The sequence below is a fragment of the Pseudomonas azadiae genome, assembly GCF_019145355.1.
Taxonomy (GTDB): domain Bacteria; phylum Pseudomonadota; class Gammaproteobacteria; order Pseudomonadales; family Pseudomonadaceae; genus Aquipseudomonas; species Aquipseudomonas azadiae.
In genome coordinates this window covers 452,884-472,642 of sequence record NZ_JAHSTY010000002.1, presented here as the reverse complement: position 1 = coordinate 472,642, position 19,759 = coordinate 452,884, and the positions used below count along the sequence as shown (strand labels likewise).

19 protein-coding genes are annotated in these 19,759 nt (G+C 61.7%); 9 read left to right on the top strand and 10 right to left on the bottom strand.

Going from position 1 to position 19,759, the window contains the following annotated elements; genetic code table 11:
- Positions 1–89: 89 nt before the first annotated feature.
- Together KVG91_RS18560 and KVG91_RS18555 are read right to left on the bottom strand one after the other, a co-directional pair.
- On the bottom strand, positions 90–572 hold the full coding sequence (locus KVG91_RS18560; protein ID WP_169378163.1) for a GAF domain-containing protein: 483 nt from the start codon (positions 570–572) through the stop codon (positions 90–92).
- On the bottom strand, positions 569–1,459 hold the full coding sequence (locus KVG91_RS18555; protein WP_169378164.1) for an ATP-binding protein: 891 nt from the start codon (positions 1,457–1,459) through the stop codon (positions 569–571). Before KVG91_RS18555 ends, KVG91_RS18560 begins: the two co-directional genes overlap by 4 nt.
- Positions 1,460–1,624: 165 nt before the next feature.
- Between KVG91_RS18555 and KVG91_RS18550 the strand changes: the two genes are divergently transcribed.
- Positions 1,625–3,934 carry an ATP-binding protein gene (locus KVG91_RS18550; RefSeq protein ID WP_169378165.1) on the top strand — a complete coding sequence of 770 codons (2,310 nt, stop codon included), beginning with the start codon at positions 1,625–1,627 and terminating at the stop codon, positions 3,932–3,934.
- A 9-nt stretch (positions 3,935–3,943) separates the two neighbouring features.
- Here the strand turns inward: KVG91_RS18550 and KVG91_RS18545 are convergent, their stop codons facing one another.
- Positions 3,944–4,429, bottom strand: a complete 486-nt coding sequence (locus KVG91_RS18545; protein WP_169378166.1) for a glutathione peroxidase — start codon at positions 4,427–4,429, stop codon at positions 3,944–3,946.
- 217 nt (positions 4,430–4,646) lie between these two features.
- Positions 4,647–5,039: a peptide-methionine (R)-S-oxide reductase MsrB gene (msrB, locus tag KVG91_RS18540; RefSeq protein WP_169378167.1), complete on the bottom strand. Its 393-nt coding sequence runs from the start codon at positions 5,037–5,039 to the stop codon at positions 4,647–4,649.
- Positions 5,040–5,241: 202 nt separating this feature from the next.
- Between msrB and KVG91_RS18535 the strand changes: the two genes are divergently transcribed.
- Both KVG91_RS18535 and htpX read left to right on the top strand, forming a co-directional pair.
- Complete coding sequence (locus KVG91_RS18535; protein ID WP_169378168.1) at positions 5,242–6,453, top strand: pyridoxal phosphate-dependent aminotransferase; 1,212 nt, start codon at positions 5,242–5,244, stop codon at positions 6,451–6,453.
- 304 nt (positions 6,454–6,757) lie between these two features.
- Positions 6,758–7,645: a protease HtpX gene (gene htpX, locus KVG91_RS18530; RefSeq protein ID WP_076950427.1), complete on the top strand. Its 888-nt coding sequence runs from the start codon at positions 6,758–6,760 to the stop codon at positions 7,643–7,645.
- Between the two features lie 172 nt (positions 7,646–7,817).
- Here htpX and KVG91_RS18525 read toward each other — a convergent pair whose 3' ends face one another.
- A complete protein-coding gene (locus KVG91_RS18525) occupies positions 7,818–8,474 on the bottom strand; it encodes a thiopurine S-methyltransferase (RefSeq protein ID WP_169378169.1) in 657 nt (218 codons plus the stop codon).
- Positions 8,475–8,577: 103 nt separating this feature from the next.
- Here KVG91_RS18525 and KVG91_RS18520 point away from each other — a divergent pair, with 103 nt between their 5' ends.
- The gene (locus tag KVG91_RS18520) at positions 8,578–9,345 is read left to right on the top strand and encodes a DODA-type extradiol aromatic ring-opening family dioxygenase (protein ID WP_169378170.1); all 768 of its coding nucleotides are present in this window, start codon (positions 8,578–8,580) and stop codon (positions 9,343–9,345) included.
- A gap of 202 nt (positions 9,346–9,547) precedes the next feature.
- On the opposite strand, the gene KVG91_RS18515 is transcribed toward KVG91_RS18520, so the two are convergent.
- Positions 9,548–11,221, bottom strand: a complete 1,674-nt coding sequence (locus tag KVG91_RS18515; protein WP_076950424.1) for a DEAD/DEAH box helicase — start codon at positions 11,219–11,221, stop codon at positions 9,548–9,550.
- Between the two features lie 424 nt (positions 11,222–11,645).
- Between KVG91_RS18515 and KVG91_RS18510 the strand changes: the two genes are divergently transcribed.
- Complete coding sequence (locus KVG91_RS18510; RefSeq protein ID WP_169378171.1) at positions 11,646–12,437, top strand: crotonase/enoyl-CoA hydratase family protein; 792 nt, start codon at positions 11,646–11,648, stop codon at positions 12,435–12,437.
- 135 nt (positions 12,438–12,572) lie between these two features.
- Here KVG91_RS18510 and KVG91_RS18505 read toward each other — a convergent pair whose 3' ends face one another.
- Complete coding sequence (locus KVG91_RS18505) at positions 12,573–13,328, bottom strand: spermidine synthase (RefSeq protein ID WP_169378172.1); 756 nt, start codon at positions 13,326–13,328, stop codon at positions 12,573–12,575.
- A gap of 121 nt (positions 13,329–13,449) precedes the next feature.
- Here KVG91_RS18505 and KVG91_RS18500 point away from each other — a divergent pair, with 121 nt between their 5' ends.
- Complete coding sequence (locus tag KVG91_RS18500) at positions 13,450–14,796, top strand: class II 3-deoxy-7-phosphoheptulonate synthase (RefSeq protein WP_169378173.1); 1,347 nt, start codon at positions 13,450–13,452, stop codon at positions 14,794–14,796.
- Positions 14,797–14,911: 115 nt separating this feature from the next.
- On the opposite strand, the gene KVG91_RS18495 is transcribed toward KVG91_RS18500, so the two are convergent.
- Positions 14,912–16,141, bottom strand: coding sequence for a winged helix-turn-helix domain-containing protein (locus tag KVG91_RS18495; protein ID WP_169378174.1), 1,230 nt, complete (start codon positions 16,139–16,141; stop codon positions 14,912–14,914).
- Between the two features lie 45 nt (positions 16,142–16,186).
- Entirely contained in the window at positions 16,187–16,393 is a 207-nt protein-coding gene (locus KVG91_RS18490; protein ID WP_225927022.1) for a DUF1127 domain-containing protein, read from the bottom strand.
- Positions 16,394–16,463: 70 nt separating this feature from the next.
- On the opposite strand from KVG91_RS18490, the gene KVG91_RS18485 reads away from it, so the two are divergent.
- Positions 16,464–17,345 (top strand): LysR family transcriptional regulator, encoded by an 882-nt coding sequence (locus KVG91_RS18485; RefSeq protein ID WP_178115257.1) that lies wholly within the window; start codon positions 16,464–16,466, stop codon positions 17,343–17,345.
- Here KVG91_RS18485 and KVG91_RS18480 read toward each other — a convergent pair.
- Entirely contained in the window at positions 17,335–18,084 is a 750-nt protein-coding gene (locus tag KVG91_RS18480; RefSeq protein WP_169378177.1) for a sulfite exporter TauE/SafE family protein, read from the bottom strand. The genes KVG91_RS18485 and KVG91_RS18480 overlap by 11 nt on opposite strands.
- A gap of 109 nt (positions 18,085–18,193) precedes the next feature.
- Between KVG91_RS18480 and KVG91_RS18475 the strand changes: the two genes are divergently transcribed.
- Both KVG91_RS18475 and KVG91_RS18470 read left to right on the top strand, forming a co-directional pair.
- Positions 18,194–19,144 carry a LysR family transcriptional regulator gene (locus tag KVG91_RS18475; RefSeq protein WP_169378178.1) on the top strand — a complete coding sequence of 317 codons (951 nt, stop codon included), beginning with the start codon at positions 18,194–18,196 and terminating at the stop codon, positions 19,142–19,144.
- Positions 19,145–19,224: 80 nt separating this feature from the next.
- Positions 19,225–19,677, top strand: coding sequence for a MarR family winged helix-turn-helix transcriptional regulator (locus KVG91_RS18470; protein WP_169378179.1), 453 nt, complete (start codon positions 19,225–19,227; stop codon positions 19,675–19,677).
- Positions 19,678–19,759: the final 82 nt, after the last annotated feature.

Below are 19,759 nucleotides of genomic sequence, written 5' to 3'. Positions count from 1 at the left end.
CTGGAGGATCGCGGTGAATGGTTTTGGGGCGGCTTCGCCACCCAGCGCGGGGCAAGCCCGCTCACTACAGTGGTGTGCATATCCGTGCTTCAGCAATCGGTCAACCGCAGGAAAATCGCCGCCAGGCGTTCAATGCCCGCCTGATCCTCAAGGGTAAACCGCCCCCGCGACGGGCTGTCGAGGTCAAGCACGCCAATCAGTTTGCCCTCCTTGACCAGCGGCACCACGAGCTCGCTGTTCGACGCGCTGTCGCAGGCGATATGCCCGGGAAATTCATGCACATCCTCCACCCGCTGGGTGTGCAGCGACGCCGCCGCCGCACCGCAGACCCCGCGGCCGAACGGTATGCGCACACAGGCGATCTGGCCCTGGAACGGTCCGAGCACCAGTTCCTCGTTACGGTTGAGGTAAAAGCCGGCCCAGTTCAAGTCGTCGAGCTGGTTGAACAGGAACGCCGAGAACTGCGCACTGTTGGCGATGAAATCCCGCTCATCGGCCAGCAGCGACTCCAACTGCGCGCAGAGCATGGCATAGCCATCCAGGCCAGTACCGGCGGTTTGCAGGTCGATCATGGTTGACGCTCCAGCAATTTGAGGCCCACCCAGTAACGGGCGAATTGGTATGCGCAACGGCCGTTGCGGTTGCCGCGTCCGGTGGCCCAGCGCACGGCAAGGATGTCGAGGGCGTCGTCACGCTGCCACTGCAGGCCGGCCTTGTTCGCCAGTTCGCCGATCCAGTGCGCCACGACGTCCAGGAAATGCTCCTGGGTAAAGGGGTAGAACGACAGCCACAAGCCGAAACGGTCGGACAGGGCGATCTTGTCTTCCACCGCTTCGCTGGGGTGCAGCTCGCCATCCACGCGCTTCCAGTTGTCGTTGTCGCTCTGGTTTTCCGGCACCAGGTGGCGGCGGTTGGACGTGGCATACAGCAGCACGTTTTCCGGGGCCTGTTCGAGGGAGCCGTCAAGCACGCTCTTAAGCACGCGATAATCGCCTTCGCCGGCCTCGAATGACAGGTCGTCGCAGAACAGGATAAAACGCTGCGGCAGCTTGAGCAGTTGCTCGACCACCCGCGGCAGATCGGCCAAGTGGTCGCGCTCGATTTCGATCAGGCGCAAGCCGGCCTTGGCGTGCTGCGCCAGCAAGGCGCGCACCATCGAGGATTTGCCAGTGCCACGCGAACCCCACAGCAGCGCATGGTTGGCGGGCAGGCCATCGATGAACTGCTGGGTGTTGCGCGCCAGGGTTTCACGTTGCTTGTCGACACCGATCAGGTCGGACAGGCGCATGTCCAGGCTCACGTCCAGCGGCAGCAGGAAACCACTGCGGCCTTCACGTTGCCAACGGGCAGCCAGGCACTGGTTCCAGTCGATGGTTTGACGGGGTGCGGGCAACAGTGGCTCCAGGCGGGTGAGCACTGCATCGGCCCGCTCAAGAAAGGCACTCAATCGAGAATCCACAATTATTCCTCTGGCAAGTTCTTGCAAAAGATGGCGTATTGGCAACCCTGCGGCAGACCGCACCAGGCTGCGTAAAAAAAATGATTCATGCCGGGTAAGCCAGAGCTTGTGGATGTTCAGCTATGCTTGCCGGGCGAAGGGAAACGTGAAGTGGTTCAACACTCGATGGATATCAAGTTCGCCCACCGCTTGTCTTATAAACAAGCCAGATTGACGGTGCTGGTCGGTTTCGTCTTGGGAACCTTGCTCAGCCTGATCCAGATCGGCATTGATTATGCCAGCGAAGACGCATCCATCAACCGTGAAATTCGCTCGCTGATCGAAATCAGCCACAACCCCGCGTCACGCATTGCCTACAACATCGACGCCGAACTGGCCCAGGAACTGACCCTGGGCCTGCTGCACTCCCCTGCCATCGTTCATGCCCAGTTGATCGACAATAATGGCGTCGTGCTCGCCGATGTCGACCGGCCGCGTCAAGAAAGCACCTACCGCCCTCTCAGCGACTTCCTGTTTGGTGCCAACCGTCGGTTTGAAGACCGGCTGTTCCTCAGCCACCTGCCCGGCGAGTCCCTCGGCATCCTGCGCCTGGACGTAGACACTTATGCCTTTGGCAGCCGCTTTCTGCGCCGTGCCGAGATAACCCTGCTCAACGGTTTCGTGCGCAGCCTGCTGCTGACCGGCATCCTGCTGGGCTTGTTCTACGTGATGTTGACCCAACCGCTGGTACGCATTATCCGTGAGCTGAGCAACCGCAAGCAGGCGCGCCTGGATTGCCCGCCCGGCCACGAACACGACGAAATCGGCGTGTTGGTAAAGGTTGCCAACCAGCAGTTCGAAAACATGGAGACCGAGATTCAGCAACGCCGTCACGCTGAAGATCAACTGACCGAATACCTGGGGCAACTGGAACACATCGTCTCGGCCCGCACCCTGGAGCTCAAGGCCAGCAACCAGCAACTGAGCCAGTCCAACGATGAACTGGAAGCGGCGAAAATGCACGCCGTGGGCATGGCCCAGGCGCGGGCGGCATTCCTGGCCAATATGAGCCACGAGATCCGCACCCCACTCAACGGCCTGCTGGGGATGATCGCACTGTCGCTGGACGGCCCACTCAATGCCGAGCAGCGCCAGCAACTGGCCATCGCCCATGACTCGGGCAAAGTGCTGGTGGAATTGCTCAACGATATTCTCGACCTGTCCAAGTTCGACGCCGGCCAGTTGGAGCTGGAGCGCATCGCCTTTGATTTGGGCTCGCTGGTGGAAGACACCGCCAACCTGCTGTCGCAAAACGCGGCGCCAAGCGTCGAACTGACCTGCCTGATCGACCCGCTGTTTCCTGCCCAGGTGCTCGGCGACCCGACCCGTGTGCGGCAAATCGTCAGCAACCTGTTGTCCAACGCCCTGAAGTTCACGCGCTTTGGCCGGGTGGATGTGCGCCTCAGCGCGCTTGATGGCCGGGTGCGCATCGAGGTCTGCGATACCGGTATCGGCATTGCGCAGGAGGCCCAAGTGAAGATCTTCCAGCCATTCACCCAGGCCGGCGCCGGTATCACACGCCAGTTCGGCGGCACCGGTCTCGGTCTGGCGTTGACGCACAACTTGTGTGAAGCGATGAAGGGCCGGCTGAGCATCAGTTCCGAGGTAGGTTTCGGTAGCCAGTTCTGCGCTGACCTGCCGTTGCCGACGCATTTGCCTGGGGTACAACCGCCGCCGCTCAAGGGCGAGGTGATCGTGATTACCAATACCGGCAGCGGGCTGACGGAGCTGCTGACTACTTTGCTGCCGCATTGGGCGCTGACACCCCGCTGCTATACGCAAGACGACGACTTGACCGGGCAAAACCCAGGCCTGCTGATCACCGATTGCCCGGAATGTTTGTTTCGCCTGCGGCCTTTCATCGGCGCGCCGATCCTGCTGGTGACCGCCTACGGCAATTTCATGCCCAGCGAAGAAGTCGCGGCACTGGCGCCGTTACAGCAACAGGCGCGCCCGCTGAGCCGCAACGCGCTGTATCAGATACTGGAACGCAACTTGCGCAGCGATGCCCGACTGGTGCTGGATCCTGTCCAGATTGAAGCCGCGCCGCTGGCCCACCGGGCGCGCATCCTGCTGGTGGAAGACAACCCGGTCAACCAACTGGTGGCCAAGGGCATGCTCAGCAAACTGGGGTGTGAAGTGATCGTCGCCGCCCACGGGGGCGAGGCGCTCAGGTGCCTTGAAGACCAACGCTTCGATCTGGTGTTGATGGACTGCAACATGCCGGTGATGGACGGCTACGAGGCCAGCCGGCAGATCCGTCGCAGCGGGCGCTGGCCCGACCTGCCGATCGTCGCCTTGACCGCCAACGCCCTGTCCGAAGAGCGCGAACGGTGCCGGGCCGCGGGCATGAACGACTACCTGGCCAAGCCGTTTCGCCGTGAAGAACTCAGCGGCTTGCTGGAGCTGTGGGTGCCGAAGACGACAAATCTCTGACCTGCCGGCTCATTTGAGCAGGGCTTCGATCTCCTGGGTGAGGTCCTGCGGCTTGGTAGTCGGGGCAAAGCGCTTGACCACCTGACCGTCGCGGCCAATGAGGAATTTGGTGAAGTTCCACTTGATCCCCTTGGAACCCAACAGGCCCGGCGCTTGTTTTTTTAGCTGCACGAACAGCGGGTGGGCCGCGCCGCCATTCACGTCGATTTTCTTGAACAGCGGAAAGCTGACGCCGAAATTCAACTCGCAGAATGCTGAGATCGCACCCTCGTTACCCGGCTCTTGCTTGCCGAACTGATTGCAGGGGAAACCCAGCACCACCAGGCCTTGGTCCTTGTACTGCTGCCAGAGTTGCTCCAGGCCCTTGTACTGCGGGGTGAAGCCACACTTGCTGGCGGTATTGACCACCAGGATGGCCTTGCCGGCGAAATCGGCCAAGGTCTTTTGCTCACCGTTGATGGTAGTGCAAGGAATGCTCAGCAGGTTGTCGCTCATGGCCGTGGCTCGATAAGGGATTAAAGAGGAAGAAACATAGTAGCCAACTCGATTGCGTACAATTTAATTGACCGCGATGATGGCGCGATATCAATGTGGGAAGCCCCTCCAAATCTCTGACTTGGCGCTGTCGCTCAGCAAACTGGAACCTCTGTGGCAAGCCCGCTCGCCACACAAAGCCCGCTCCCACATTTTTGACCGGGTTACAGCCTGATAACTAGCGTGGCACCAGGTCCAGGCACACCGAGTTGATGCAATAGCGCAGGCCTGTCGGCGGCGGGCCATCCGGAAACACATGTCCCAGGTGCGCGTCGCATTTGGCGCACGTCACTTCGGTGCGGATCATGCCGTGGCTGACATCACGGATTTCGATCATCGCGCTGTCGGCGATCGGCTCGTAAAAGCTGGGCCAGCCGCAACCGGAATCAAACTTGGCGCTGGAATCGAACAGCGGTTCGTTGCAGCAAATGCAGTGGTACACGCCGTCCGTCCTGGTCTCGTTGTACTTGCCGCTGAACGGTCGTTCGGTGCCCTTGAGCCGGCACACGTTGTACTGTTCCGGGTCGAGCATTGCCTTCCACTCTTCAACGGTTTTCTGCAGCTTTTCCATCGGTACACCTCGGCAACTGAAAAACCCTGATCTGGATCTTTTCCGTGGATCAGGCGGCACGTATGATTGCGCCTCTTCAAAACGCCAGTCTGGCACCCGCGCTACCGGCATTCAAACGTATTTATGGGGGCGGCCCCGGCGGGATTCGCAGTACGGTAGTGTCCACACCGTCTGGATCGTTCATTTTCGGGATCACATCGCCATGCAGGTCAGCAAATCGAACAAGCTCGCCAACGTCTGCTATGACATTCGCGGCCCAGTGCTCAAGCACGCCAAACGCCTGGAAGAGGAAGGCCATCGCATCCTCAAGCTGAACATTGGCAACCCGGCGCCTTTTGGTTTCGAAGCGCCGGATGAAATCCTCCAGGACGTGATCCGCAACCTGCCCACCGCCCAGGGCTACAGCGATTCGAAGGGCCTGTTCAGCGCGCGCAAGGCCGTGATGCAGTACTACCAGCAAAAGCAGGTCGAAGGGGTCGGCATCGAAGACATCTACTTGGGCAACGGCGTGTCCGAGCTGATCGTGATGTCCATGCAGGCCCTGCTCAACAATGGCGACGAAGTGCTGGTGCCGGCGCCGGATTACCCGCTGTGGACCGCCGCCGTCACCCTGGCCGGCGGTCACCCGGTGCACTACCTGTGTGACGAGGGTGCCGACTGGTTCCCGGACCTGGCCGACATCAAGGCCAGGATTACCCCGAACACCAAGGCCCTGGTGATCATCAACCCGAACAACCCGACCGGCGCGGTGTATTCCAGAGAAGTGCTGCTGGGCATGCTGGAACTGGCGCGCCAGCACAACCTGGTGGTGTTTTCCGACGAGATCTACGACAAGATCCTCTACGATGACGCCGTGCACATCTGCACCGCCTCCCTGGCGCCGGACCTGCTGTGCCTGACCTTCAACGGCCTGTCAAAGTCCTACCGCGTGGCGGGTTTCCGCTCCGGCTGGATCGCCATCTCCGGCCCCAAGCACAATGCCCAAAGCTATATCGAAGGCATCGACATGCTGGCCAACATGCGCCTGTGTGCCAACGTGCCGAGCCAGCACGCCATCCAGACCGCCCTGGGCGGCTACCAGAGTATCAACGACCTGGTCCTGCCCCAAGGCCGCCTGCTTGAGCAGCGCAACCGCACCTGGGAATTGCTCAACGCAATCCCGGGCGTGAGCTGCGTGAAACCCATGGGTGCGCTGTACGCTTTCCCGCGGATCGATCCCAAGGTGTGCCCGATCCTGAACGACGAGAAGTTCGTGCTTGACCTGCTGCTGTCGGAAAAGCTGCTGGTGGTGCAAGGCACCGCGTTCAACTGGCCGTGGCCGGATCACTTCCGCGTGGTGACGCTGCCGCGCGTGGATGACCTGGAGATGGCCATCGGTCGCATCGGCAACTTCCTCAAGTCCTATCGCCAGTAGCGCAAACGGCGCTGTACGAACGGCAATCGGTCGTACAGCGCGTATCTGGCAACACTTCTCTGCCCGTGCGGCACTCCAGCACTCCACTGTCCAGGCAAAAGCCGCCCAGCCCCTGTTATTACTGGGCTGCAAGGCACCAGCGCACCGATCACGCCGCCTTTTTCGTGTCGGAAATGCCCTTCAAGCCTCTACATTGTGGCTGTAGGACACAGTTTGAAATAGTCGCTCGGTTGAATCACCCCATGCCGCACCTTATATACCCCGCAGTACGCGACATATTAAGCATGAGGAGAACTCTACAACCATGATGCGCATCCTGCTGTTCTTGGCCACTAACCTTGCGGTCGTGCTGATTGCCAGCATTACCTTGAGCCTTTTCGGCTTCAACGGGTTCATGGCGGCCAACGGGGTTGACCTGAACCTCAATCAGCTGCTGGTTTTCTGTGCGGTCTTTGGTTTTGCCGGCTCGCTGTTCTCGCTGTTCATCTCCAAGTGGATGGCGAAGATGAGCACCAGCACCCAGGTGATCACCCAACCACGCACAAGGCATGAGCAATGGTTGCTGCAGACCGTCGAGCAATTGTCCCGCGAAGCCGGCATCAAGATGCCCGAGGTCGGGATCTTCCCGGCCTATGAAGCCAATGCTTTTGCCACCGGCTGGAACAAGAACGATGCACTCGTTGCGGTGAGCCAGGGCATGCTGGAACGCTTCTCCTACGACGAAGTGAAGGCGGTGCTGGCCCACGAGATCGGCCACGTGGCCAACGGCGACATGGTCACCCTGGCGTTGATCCAAGGGGTAGTGAACACCTTCGTGATGTTCTTCGCGCGGATCATCGGTAACTTTGTCGACAAGGTGATCTTCAAGAACGAAGGTGGCCGCGGCATTGCCTACTTCGTGGCGACTATCTTCGCCGAGCTGGTGCTGGGCTTCCTGGCGAGCGCGATCACCATGTGGTTCTCGCGCAAACGGGAATTTCGCGCGGACGAAGCCGGTGCCCGCCTGGCCGGTACCGGGGCGATGATCGCAGCGCTGCAACACCTGCGCTCCGAGCAGGGCTTGCCGGTGCACATGCCGGACAGCCTGACCGCTTTTGGCATCAACGGCGGCATCAAGCAAGGCATGGCTCGCCTGTTCATGAGCCACCCGCCGCTGGAAGAACGTATCGACGCACTGCGTCGTCGGGGCTGATGGCCTATCAGTGACGCAAAGAGGGGCGATCTGATCGCCCCTTTTTTTGTGGGTGTGGATATCGTCATCGCGGGCAAGCCCGGCTCCCACCAGGATCTTCGTTGGTCCACCTAAGCTATGAACGACGCGGGCAATGTGGGAGCCGGGCTTGCCCGCGATGGCGATGGCAGGGTCAGCGCTTGGTCAACTGATATACCCGCTCATCAAGCCGCGTAACACCGTCCTGCACAAACTTCCAGCTCTCCCCCAGGATGTCTTGCTCTTCCAGCACGTCCGAGCGCCAGTGCGAACCAAACAGCACCTTCACCTCATCATCCATCACCGCAAACGGCGGCCCGGCTTTTTGCGTCTGGTCGTAATCAAGGGTGACCAGCAATCCCTGGCAGCCAGGCCGCAACAGGCGGTTCAGGTGCTCGGCGTATCGCGCACGCATCAACGGCGGCAAGGCGATCAGTGCAGCGCGGTCATACAGCGCAGCGCAATCGGCCAACGACTCGGCCCCCATGGCGAAGAAATCACCGCACCACACTTCGATCAGGGCAGCCTGATACACCTTGAAGGCGCCCCGTTCGGTAATACGCGGCGTAAGGTTCTGTTCGTTGAAGAACGCCTCCACGGCCTGCTGCGACAGCTCCACGCCCAGCACCCGCAACCCATGGCTGGCCAGCCACATCAGGTCCAGGCTTTTGCCACACAAGGGCACCAGCACCTGGGCGCCTTCGGTGAGCGCCAGTTGCGGCCAGTGCCGCTGCAAATAAGGGTTGACCTCAGGCAGATGAAAGCCGATCTGATCGCGCGCCCAGCGCTCCCGCCAAAACTCTGGTTCCATGGATCACCCCGAAAATTCGATGAAAAGGCGTTAAAACTTATATTAGATTTTGATTGATGAACTGATTAAAGATGAGCCCATGTTAACGCTCAGGACCCCTCTTATGCTCCCCAGCCTGTTTATCTCCCACGGTTCGCCCATGCTCGCCCTGCAACCCGGCGCCAGCGGCCCGGCGCTCCAGCGACTGGCCGCAGGAATGCCAAGGCCGAGGGCAATCGCGCTGGTCTCGGCGCACTGGGAAAGCCAGGAACTCCTGGTCAGCGGCAGCGCCGCGCCGCAAACCTGGCATGACTTCGGCGGTTTCCCCCGTGAATTGTTTGCCGTGCAGTACCCGGCGCCGGGCGATCCGCAACTGGCCGGTGAGATTGTCGAGTTGCTGCAGGCCGATGGCCTGGATGCGCGTATCGACGAGCGCCGTCCCTTTGATCATGGCGCATGGGTGCCACTGTCGTTGATGTACCCGGCGGCGGATATTCCGGTGGTGCAGGTATCCCTCCCCAGCCGCATGGGTCCGGCGCTGCAGAGTCGGGTCGGGCAGGCGCTCGCCAGCCTGCGCGAGCGGGATGTGCTGCTGATCGGTTCGGGCAGCATCACCCACAACCTGGGCGAGCTGGACTGGCGCGCCGAACCTGAGAGCATCGAGCCGTGGGCGCGGGACTTTCGGGATTGGGTGGTGGATAAGCTGGCAGCCGATGATGAAGCCGCCTTGCACGACTATCGGCGCCAGGCACCGCATGCGGTGCGCAGTCATCCGACGGACGAGCATCTATTGCCGTTGTACTTTGCGCGAGGCGCGGGGGGCGATTTCAGCGTGGCGCACCAGGGCTTCACCCTGGGCGCCTTGGGTATGGACATCTACCGCTTCGGCTGACGAAACGCCACCCTCTGTGGGAGCTGGCTTGCCTGCGATGGCGGTGTATCAGTGACAATTGTGGTGACTGAGCCACCGTCATCGCAGGCAAGCCAGCTCCCACATTGAACTGAGTGCAGCTCCAAGATCTGAAATCCAAGCCAAAAAAATCCCCGAACCAGTCGGGGATTTTTTAGGTGCGATCAATCAGCCCAACGGCGGATCAATCTTCGCGGTAGCGACGCAGCTTCAGCTGCTTACCGGCAACGCGCGTGTCTTTCAGTTTGGTCAGCAGTTTTTCCAGACCGTCTTCCGGCAGCTCCACCAGGGAGAAGCTGTCACGGACCTGGATGCGACCGATGGCCTCACGTGCCAGGCCACCCTCGTTGAGGATAGCGCCCAACAGGTTCTTGGCAGCGATACCATCACGCGCGCCCAGCGCGGTACGGCAACGCGCACGGCCTTCAGCCAATGGAACCGGAGCGCGACGCTCACGATCACCACGGTCTGGACGGTCGCCGGTACGCTCTGGACGATCACCGCGTGGCGCGTTGTTCGGCACCAGTGGGCGTTCTTTCTCGATGGCTGCCAGTGTCAGGGCCTGACCGTTGGTGGCTTTACGCAGCAAGGCTGCGGCCAGGGCACGCGGGGTGCAACCGATATCGGCGGTCAGGCGGTCCAGCAATTCGCCGTGGGTCGATTCAGCGTCAGCCACCAGCGGCGACAGGCTGTTGGTCAGTTTCTTGATGCGCGCATCCAGAACAGCCTGGGCATCCGGCAGGCGGACTTCGGCAACTTTCTGACCGGTTACACGCTCGATCACTTGCAGCATGCGGCGCTCACGCGGCGTCACCAGCAGCAGTGCGCGACCTTCGCGACCGGCACGACCGGTACGGCCGATACGGTGAACGTAGGACTCCGGATCGTACGGCATGTCAACGTTGAACACGTGGGTGATACGTGGAACGTCAAGACCACGAGCGGCTACGTCGGTCGCCACAACGATGTCCAGGCGGCCATCCTTGAGGGACTCGATCACGCGCTCACGCTGGTTCTGGGCAATGTCACCGTTCAGCGCAGCGGCTTTGTAGCCTTTGGCTTCCAGGGCACTGGCCAGGTCCAGGGTCGCTTGCTTGGTGCGCACGAACATGATCAGGGCGTCGAAGTCTTCGACTTCCAGCAGGCTCAATACAGCCGAGGTCTTCTGGTCAGCGTGAACCAACAGGTGAGCCTGTTCGATCGCGGTAACGGTCTGGGTCTTGGTCTGGATCTTCACGTGTTGCGGATCGCGCAGGTGGCGTTCGGCAATGGCACGGATCGACTGTGGCAGGGTGGCCGAGAACAGCACGGTCTGACGGGTCGGCGGCAGTGCCTTGAAGATGACTTCCAGGTCATCCATGAAGCCCAGCTTCAACATTTCGTCAGCTTCGTCCAGAACCAGGTGGTTCACGGTCGACAGGACTTTCTCGTCACGACGCAGGTGGTCACACAGACGGCCCGGCGTGGCGACAACGATCTGTGCGCCATTACGGATTGCCTTGAGTTGCGGGCCCATCGGCGCGCCGCCGTAGACGGCCACCACGGTTACGCCTGGCATTTGCTTGGCGTAGGTTTCAAAAGCGGTTGCTACTTGCAGCGCCAACTCACGCGTTGGCGCCAGGATCAGGGCTTGCGGTTCGCGCTTGGCAGGATCGATGCAGTGCAGGATAGGCAGGGCGAACGCGGCGGTTTTACCGGTACCGGTTTGCGCCTGGCCAATCATGTCCTGGCCGGCCATGATGATCGGGATCGATTGCTGCTGAATCGCCGAAGGTTCTTCGTAGCCGGTCGCGATGACGGCTGCAAGAATGTTCGGGTTGAGATTAAAAGCGGCGAAGCCGCCGGTTTCCTGGGTCATGGGTCTGCCTCTAAGTGCATCCGCAAAGACCCATGCTCCAAAGCTGCGCATGCCGTGTTGAGACTCAAGAGTCGCCCTGGCTGCTTTGTCGGCGGGGATTTGCGAAAACGAATGAATGAAAAAGATTCGTCAAGGGAGAGTCCGCTGTGCGGACGTGCAGCCGAAGCTGACTTCGGGGAATTGCGCTACCTAAACGCGGCCCGGTTAAAGGCCGGCGCGCACTATACCGGAAATAGCTGAAAAAGGGAGCTTTTTTTATCAGAAAGTACCGATAAACCGTGCTGCGTCAAAGCCTTTGCAGTTAACACCGCCAAGGTCTATTTTTCACAGGCCCGGCCCTGCTGGGTATAACGCTTAAACGGTTCACCTGAATTTTTCCGACCCTTTGGTCTGAAACCCTTCCCCGCGCCCGAGGGCACACTCGATGAATCAAGCCAGCAGCAGCCGCGTCAGCCGTGAACTCCAGGGCCATGTCCTGTTGCTGGGGCTGGACCGGCCGGCCAAACGCAACGCTTTTGACCTGGATCTGCTTAATGATCTGAGCCTCGCGTATGGTGAATTTGATCGAAATACCGAAGCGCGGGTGGCGGTGGTGTTTGCCCATGGCGATCATTTTACCGCGGGGCTCGACCTGGCCAATGTCAGCGGCGTGATGGCCGGTGGCTGGCAACCACCCTTGGGAGGCTGTGATCCCTGGGGCGTATTCAGCGGCCCGCGCGTGAGCAAACCGGTGATCGTCGCGGCCCAGGGTTACTGCCTGACCCTCGGTATCGAGCTGATGCTGGCGGCGGACATCAATCTGTGCGCGAGCAATACGCGTTTTGCGCAAATGGAAGTACAGCGCGGGATTTTCCCGTTTGGCGGCGCGACGTTGCGCTTTCATCAGATCGCCGGCTGGGGCAATGCGATGCGCTGGTTGCTGACCGGTGACGAGTTCGATGCCCATGAAGCCCTGCGCCTGGGCTTGGTGCAGGAAGTGATGGCCAGCGAAGACCTGCTGCCGCGCGCCGTCGAACTGGCTAACCGCATTGCGCGGCAGGCGCCGCTGGGCGTGCAGGCCACATTGATGTCGGCGCGGCTGGCGCGCATGGAAGGTGAAGCCGTCGCCGCGGCCGGGTTGCAGCCGATGGTGGATAAACTGTTCAACAGCGAGGATGCCAGGGAGGGTGTGCGGGCGATGATTGAGAAGCGGCCTGGGGTGTTCAAGGGGATTTGAAGAGGCTGAGTTAGCCGTCGGCAGTGATGGCCTCTTCGCGAGCAAGCCCGCTCCCACATTCGACCTCGTTTAACCTGTAGGAATAAGGTCCCAATGTGGGAGCGGGCTTGCTCGCGAAGGCGTCCTGACAGGCGCCTAAGTTGCCGGGCGTATGGCCTTGATCAACGCCTGCAACGAATACCCCAGACGCGGCGCCAGCCCTTGCGCCCGAGCGGACAGTGCTTCCAGGTCCAGCTCCTGATCCAGCTCCGCAGGCACCAGTAAAATCACGTTACCCTCCTTCACCGGCAGTTCCCAGTAATGCCGGTGGTACAGCCCGCGCAACAACGCCGCCCCCAGGGGTTTGCCATCGTCGGTGGCCCACTGGTTGATCACCAGCCAGCCGCCGGGGTTGAGCTTCTTCTGGCAGTTTTCCAGGAAGGTCCAGGCCAGGTGCCCGACGCCGGGGCCGACGTCGGTATAGAGGTCGACGAAGATCAGGTCTGCCGGCTCGGCGCTCTCCAGCAATTGCAGGGCGTCGCCGATGCGGATATACAGCCGCGGGTCGTCGTCCAGCCCCAGGTATTCAATGGCCAGGCGCGGCACATCGGGGCGCAGCTCGATGGCTTCGACATCTTCCAGCGGCAGGAACTTCAGGCACGCCTGGGTCAGGGTGCCGGCGCCCAAGCCGAGGAACAGCGCGCTCTCGGGCTGCTCATGACACAACGCGCCAATCAGCATTGCGCGAGTGTAGTCGTACTCCAGCCAGCTCGGGTCAGCGGTAAATACGCAGCTTTGCTCGATGGCGTCGCCGAACTCGAGAAAACGGTAATCGGCCACTTCGAGCACACGGATCATGCCGAAGTCATCATGGACCTCGGCCAGCACGCGCTCGACACGCTCCTCTGTCATCACTGCTCCTAACGGGTGGCTGCGGCAAAGGCGCGATTGTCGGCCAAGCGGCGGCAACAGGTCACGCACTAATTGCTGATAACATTGGCCCCCGACCGTCAATCAGCCAATCGAGTTCATGATGAGCCAACCCTGGAGCCCCGACAGCTGGCGCGCCCTGCCGATCCAGCAACAACCCCAGTACCCGGACGCTGCGCACTTGCTGCAGGTGGAGCAAAGCCTGGCCAGCTACCCGCCGCTGGTGTTTGCCGGGGAAGCCCGCGAGTTGCGTCGCCAGTTTGCCGAGGTCACCCAAGGCCGCGCGTTCCTGTTGCAAGGCGGCGACTGCGCCGAAAGCTTTGCCGAATTCTCCGCCGCGAAAATCCGCGACACCTTCAAGGTGCTGCTGCAGATGGCGATCGTGATGACCTTTGCCGCCGGCTGCCCGGTGGTGAAGGTCGGGCGCATGGCCGGCCAGTTCGCCAAGCCGCGCTCGGCCAACGACGAAACCATCGACGGCATCACCCTGCCCGCCTACCGTGGCGATATCGTCAATGGCATCGGTTTCGACGAAAAAAGCCGTGTGCCGGACCCGGACCGCCTGTTGCAGTCCTACCACCAGTCCACCGCCACCCTGAACCTGCTGCGCGCCTTTGCCCAGGGCGGGTTTGCCGACCTGCATCAGGTGCACAAGTGGAACCTGGACTTTATCGCCAACTCCGCCTTGGCCGAGAAGTACAGCCAACTGGCCGACCGCATCGATGAAACCCTGGCGTTCATGCGCGCCTGCGGCATGGACAGCTCGCCGCAACTGCGCGAAACCAGTTTTTTCACCGCCCACGAAGCGCTGCTGCTCAACTATGAGCAAGCCTTCGTGCGCCGCGACAGCCTGACCAACGACTACTACGATTGCTCGGCCCACATGCTGTGGATCGGCGACCGCACCCGCCAGCTGGACGGCGCCCATGTCGAGTTCCTGCGCGGGGTGAACAACCCGATCGGGGTCAAGGTCGGCCCGAGCATGAACCCGGACGACCTGATCCGCCTGATCGACATCCTCAACCCCAACAACGATCCCGGCCGCCTCAACCTGATCGCGCGCATGGGCGCAGGCAAAGTCGGCGATCACCTGCCAGGCCTGATCCGCGCCGTGCAGCGCGAGGGCAAGCAGGTGCTGTGGAGTTCGGACCCGATGCACGGCAACACCATCAAGGCCAGCAGCGGCTACAAGACCCGCGACTTTGCGCAGATCCTGGGCGAAGTGAAGGAGTTCTTCCAGGTACACCAGGCTGAAGGGACCTACGCCGGCGGTATCCACATCGAGATGACCGGGCAGAACGTCACCGAATGCATCGGCGGCGCACGGCCGATCACCGAGGATGGCTTGTCGGACCGCTACCATACGCACTGCGACCCACGAATGAATGCCGATCAATCGCTGGAATTGGCGTTCCTGATTGCCGAGACGTTAAAACAGGTCAAGCGCTGAGGTTTCAGTCGCCTGGGCTGACGCCATCGCGGGCAAGCCCGGCTCCCACAGGGGAATGCATTCCAACAGGAGGAATGCTATCCCTTGTGGGAGCGGGCTTGCCCGCGAAGGGGCCCTAACGGCCACTATCCCTATTGATCATTGCCATCCTTAACCGCCCCGCACTCGGCCGCTGGCAATTGAGCTGAACCTGCTCCAGCCCCAGCCAATCGGCCAACTGCCGCAAATTGCGCGCCAGCGCCAGCATCCCCTCCTCGTCCAGCCCCGGCTCTTCCTCGTGCACCGCATGCACGGCCAAACGCCCAAGGGCACGTTCGGCGCGCAGGTCGATGCGCGCGGCGATGCGTTCGTTGTGCAAAAACGGCAGCACGTAGTAGCCGTACACCCGTTTATCCTGAGGGGTGTAGATCTCCAGGCGGTAGCGAAAGTCGAACAGGCGTTCGGTGCGGCTGCGCTCCCAGACCAGTGAATCGAACGGCGACAGCAAGGCGCTGGCCGGCACTTTGCGCGGCACTTTTGGATCGGGCAGGCAGTACGCCGGCTGTTTCCAGCCTTGCACTTGGCAGACTTGCAACCGGCCGTCTTCCACCAACTCGGCGAGGCGACTGCGGCTGTCGCCAGGGTCAAGGCGAAAGTAATCGCGCAGGTCTTTTTCGGTGCCCACGCCCAACGCCGTGGCGCTGTGCAGCAGCAAGCCGCGCTGGGCCTCGGCCTCCGTCACGCGGGCTTCAAGGCTAGCGCGCGGAATGACCCGCTCGGGCAAATCATAGAGGCGTTCAAAACCACGCCGGCCGGCCACCGTGACCAGGCCGGCGCCAAACAGCCATTCCAACGCATGTTTCTCATCGCTCCAGTCCCACCATGGACCTGCGCGCTCCTCGCGGGTCGACAAGCTGCCGGCGCCCAGCGCGCCCTGTTGCTCGACCGTCCGTAACACCCGCTGAATCGTCGCCTGCTGCTCACGACCAAACCGCGCCATCTGCGAATAGATGCCCAGGCCCTGCTGCGCCCGCGCCATGCGCCAGCGCATCAACGGGTAGAGCGCCATCGGCAGCAAAGAGGCTTCATGCCCCCAGTATTCGAACAACGAACGCCGCCGCCCCTGGCTCCAGGCCGCCTGCTCAAGCATCGAAGGGGGGTAGCTGCCCAGGCGGGAAAACAGCGGCAGGTAATGCGAACGCACCAGCGCATTGACCGAATCGATCTGCAACACGCCCAGGCGTTCGATCATCCGGTTGAGGTGTGCCGCCTTGATCAGTGCCGGCGCCTGGCGTCCGGAAAAACCCTGTGCCGCCAGCGCCATGCGTCGCGCTTGCTTGAGTGAAAAAGACAGGTCGGCGGGCATGGGGTTCTCCGTAGTGGCGCACCGACTACCCTACCGCATCCACGATCATTTTCGCAGCGGGTCCTGCCAGAAATGCAGGTGGCGGTCCTGCTCCACGTCACCGCGATTGAGCCCGATGTCTTTGAGTGCATCGTCGCTCAGGCTCGCCAGCAGCTGGCGCTCTTCATGCAGCGCCTGCCAACGCGCCATCCGCTGAAACAGCCCGGAAAACGGACGTTTCGCCATCAACACAAAACCTCTTTGACCTTTCATCTTCTCGCCCTCCATTGGGGATGACGCGAGTGTGTGCCTGGCCTTATGATCAATCCAACGAATGTTTCTTATGCAATACATCTCAGAGATTGATCAATTGCCAGGCTACCCGAGCATCGACACTGAAGTGCTGCGCACCTTCGTCGCCATCGCTGATCAGGGCGGCTTCACGCGCGCAGGCGAAGTGGTCAACCGCACCCAATCGGCGGTGAGCATGCAGATGAAGCGTCTGGAGGAAGACGTGTTGCAGCGCAAGTTGTTCGAGCGTGATGGGCGGCAAGTGCGGCTGACCCCCGAAGGCCAGGTATTGCTGGGGTACGCGCGCCGCATCCTGAAACTGCACAGCGAGGTGTTCAACACCCTGCGCGAACCGCACATGGTCGGGTTGGTGCGTATCGGCACGCCGGACGACTACGTGATGCGCTTCCTGCCGGGGATTCTCAAGCGGTTCTCCCAGGCGTATCCGCTGATCCAGATCGAAATGCACTGCGAGGCCTCGACGGTGCTGATGCAACGTCGGGACCTGGCGCTGACCGTCATCAGCCGCGAGCCCGGCAATGAGATCGGCGAGTTGCTGCGCACCGAGCCCTTGGTGTGGGTGGCATCTCCGTGTTTTTGCGCGGACGAACACGAGGCCCTGCCGCTGGCGGTTTCCGGCGTCGACGCTTTTTGTACCCAGTGGACCTGCGCGGCGCTGGACGCGGCCGGGCGCGAGTACCGGCTTGCCTACCACAGCTCCAACGTGGCGGCGATCCAGGCCGTGGTGAGTTCCGGCCTGGCGGTGATGGCCAGCATGGAAAGCCTGGTGACCGAAGACCTGCGCGTACTGGGCCCCGAAGACGGCTTTCCGCCCCTGCCGTCGATGAATCTTCGACTGCTGCGCAACCCGGCGATGAGCTCGCCCATCACCGAATGCCTGGCCGAGTACATTCTCGAAGGTTTCAAACTTTAAAGGTCAGCATCACCGCGCACACCGCCAGAAAGCCGCAGAACAGGCCGCGCAATACGCGCTCCGGCAGCGCATGGGCAACCTTCACCCCCCAACTGATACTGAGCAGACCGCCGACGGCCAACGGCACGCCGATCAGCCAGTCCACTTCCTGGTGCCAGGCGTAGGTGACCAAAGTCACGCCCGTGCTGGGCAGTGCGAGGGCCAAGGACAAACCCTGGGCCACCACCTGAGTGGTGCCGAACAGGCTGGTGAGCACCGGCGTCGCCACCACCGCCCCGCCAACACCGAACAAACCGCCCATGGACCCCGAAGCAGCACCGAGCACCCCAAGCCACGGCCAGGAATAACGCATCTGCGCGGTCGGCGGCGCATTGCGCGTGAACATGCGCAGCAGGTTGTAGGCGCCAAGCGCCAGCAGGAAGGCGATAAAGCCGATGCGCATGGCGCCCGCGTCCAGGCCTACCGCCCAGATCGAGCCGAGCCAGGCGAACACGAACCCCATGACGCCCAAGGGCAACGCATGGCGCAGTTCGATACGGTTGCGCTGGTGATAGCGCCACAACGCCAGCATCACGTTGGGCACCACCATCACCAGCGCCGTGCCTTGGGCCAATTGTTGATCCAGGCCAAACAACACGCCCAGTACGGGTATCGCAATCAGCCCGCCACCAATGCCGAACAGGCCGCCTACCGTGCCAAGGGCCGCGCCCAGGAGCAGATAAATCATTAAATCCAACACTGCGTGTTACTCCACAATCCCAGGCCTCGCATGCTACGCAGTCGACTATGGCGCGCAAAGGCACAGCAACGCACAATGGCTGTGCCAATCTCGCATAAGCGACGCTTCGATGAACCCGAATACCTTGACCGACCAGTTGGGCCTGTTTCTGGATGTGCTGGAAACCGGCAGCTTTTCCGCCGCCGCACGCCGTCATCCGCTGACGCCCTCAGCGGTAGCGCGGCGCATCGACAGCCTGGAACGCTCGGTGGGCAGCCGCTTGTTCCAGCGCAGCACCCACGCGGTGGTGCCGACCCCGGCGGGCCTGGCGTTTGCCGAGCGCGCACGGCGGATTGTCAGCGAATTGCAACTGGCGCGGGCCGAGGCGGTGTCCCTGAGCCATGCGCCGGAAGGCCTGATTCGCGTGGATGCGCCCGCAGCGTTTGGTCGGCGGCACCTGGCGCCGGTGATTGCGGACTTCCTCAGCGTGTACCCCGGACTGGATGTGCACCTGCATTTGATCGACAGCTTTGTGGACATGCAGGGTGCGCATCTGGGCAAGGTCGACTTGGTACTGCGTGCCGGGCATATCGTCGATACGCGGCTGATCGCCACGCCGCTGGCCAGCATCGTGCGCATCGCCTGCGCCAGCCCGGCCTATTTGAAAAACCGTGGCACACCGCGCCATCCCCAGGAGCTTGGCGAGCACGACGGACTGGACTGGGACGGCCTGGCGCCGATGTTCGCCTGGCGCTTCGAGCAGGATGGGCGCCGCGCGACCTATCGCCCGCGTCGTATACGCCTGAGCGCCAATAACGCCGAAGCCTTGCTGTCCGGTGCCCTGGCCGGGCTGGGTATTGCGCATTTGCCGACCTGGCTGGCCAGCGAATACCTGGTGCGCGGCGAGTTGGTGCCGTTGTTTTGCGAAAACGGCCTGCCCAGCCCGGAGACCACCGGGATCTATGCGCTGCGCCTGGAACAACAACCCAATGCGCGCAGCCGCTTGTTGCTGGAGTACCTTAAAACCCGCTTCAGCCCGGTACCGCCCTGGGACCTGGCACTGCAAAGCGGCTTGGTCTGACCGCTCGGAGAGAATTATCTGGCGCATTAAAGATTTGCCCGCTAGATTCCAGCCCAGACACGCTTTTTCGAGGTACCGCCATGAGCAAGAATCCCGATCCGTGCGAATCGCTGATGCTGGACAACCAGCTGTGCTTCGCCCTGCACTCCACGTCGCTGCTGATGACCAAGGTCTACAAGCCGCTGTTGCAAGCCCTGGGCCTGACCTATCCGCAATACCTGGCGATGATGGTGTTGTGGGAAGAGGATGGGTTGACCGTCGGCGAAATCAGTAGCCGCCTGCTGACCGATCCGGGTTCGCTGACGCCGCTGCTCAAGCGCCTGGAAGGCGAAGGCCTGCTCAGCCGGACTCGCAGCCGTGAGGACGAACGGGTGGTGGTGGTGGAACTGACCGACGCGGGGCGTGCCTTGCAGGCGAAGGCCATGGGGATTCCGCACTGCATCCTCGGCGCCAGTGGCCTGGAGCTGGAACAACTGCGCAAGCTGCAAGGCGACTTGATTGCGTTGCGCGCCAACCTGCAAGCCAGCCTCTAACGCGGTAGACCAAACACCAAAAATCTAAAATGTGGGAGCGGGCTTGCTCGCGAAAGCGGTATGTCAGTCGGCTGATTCAGCG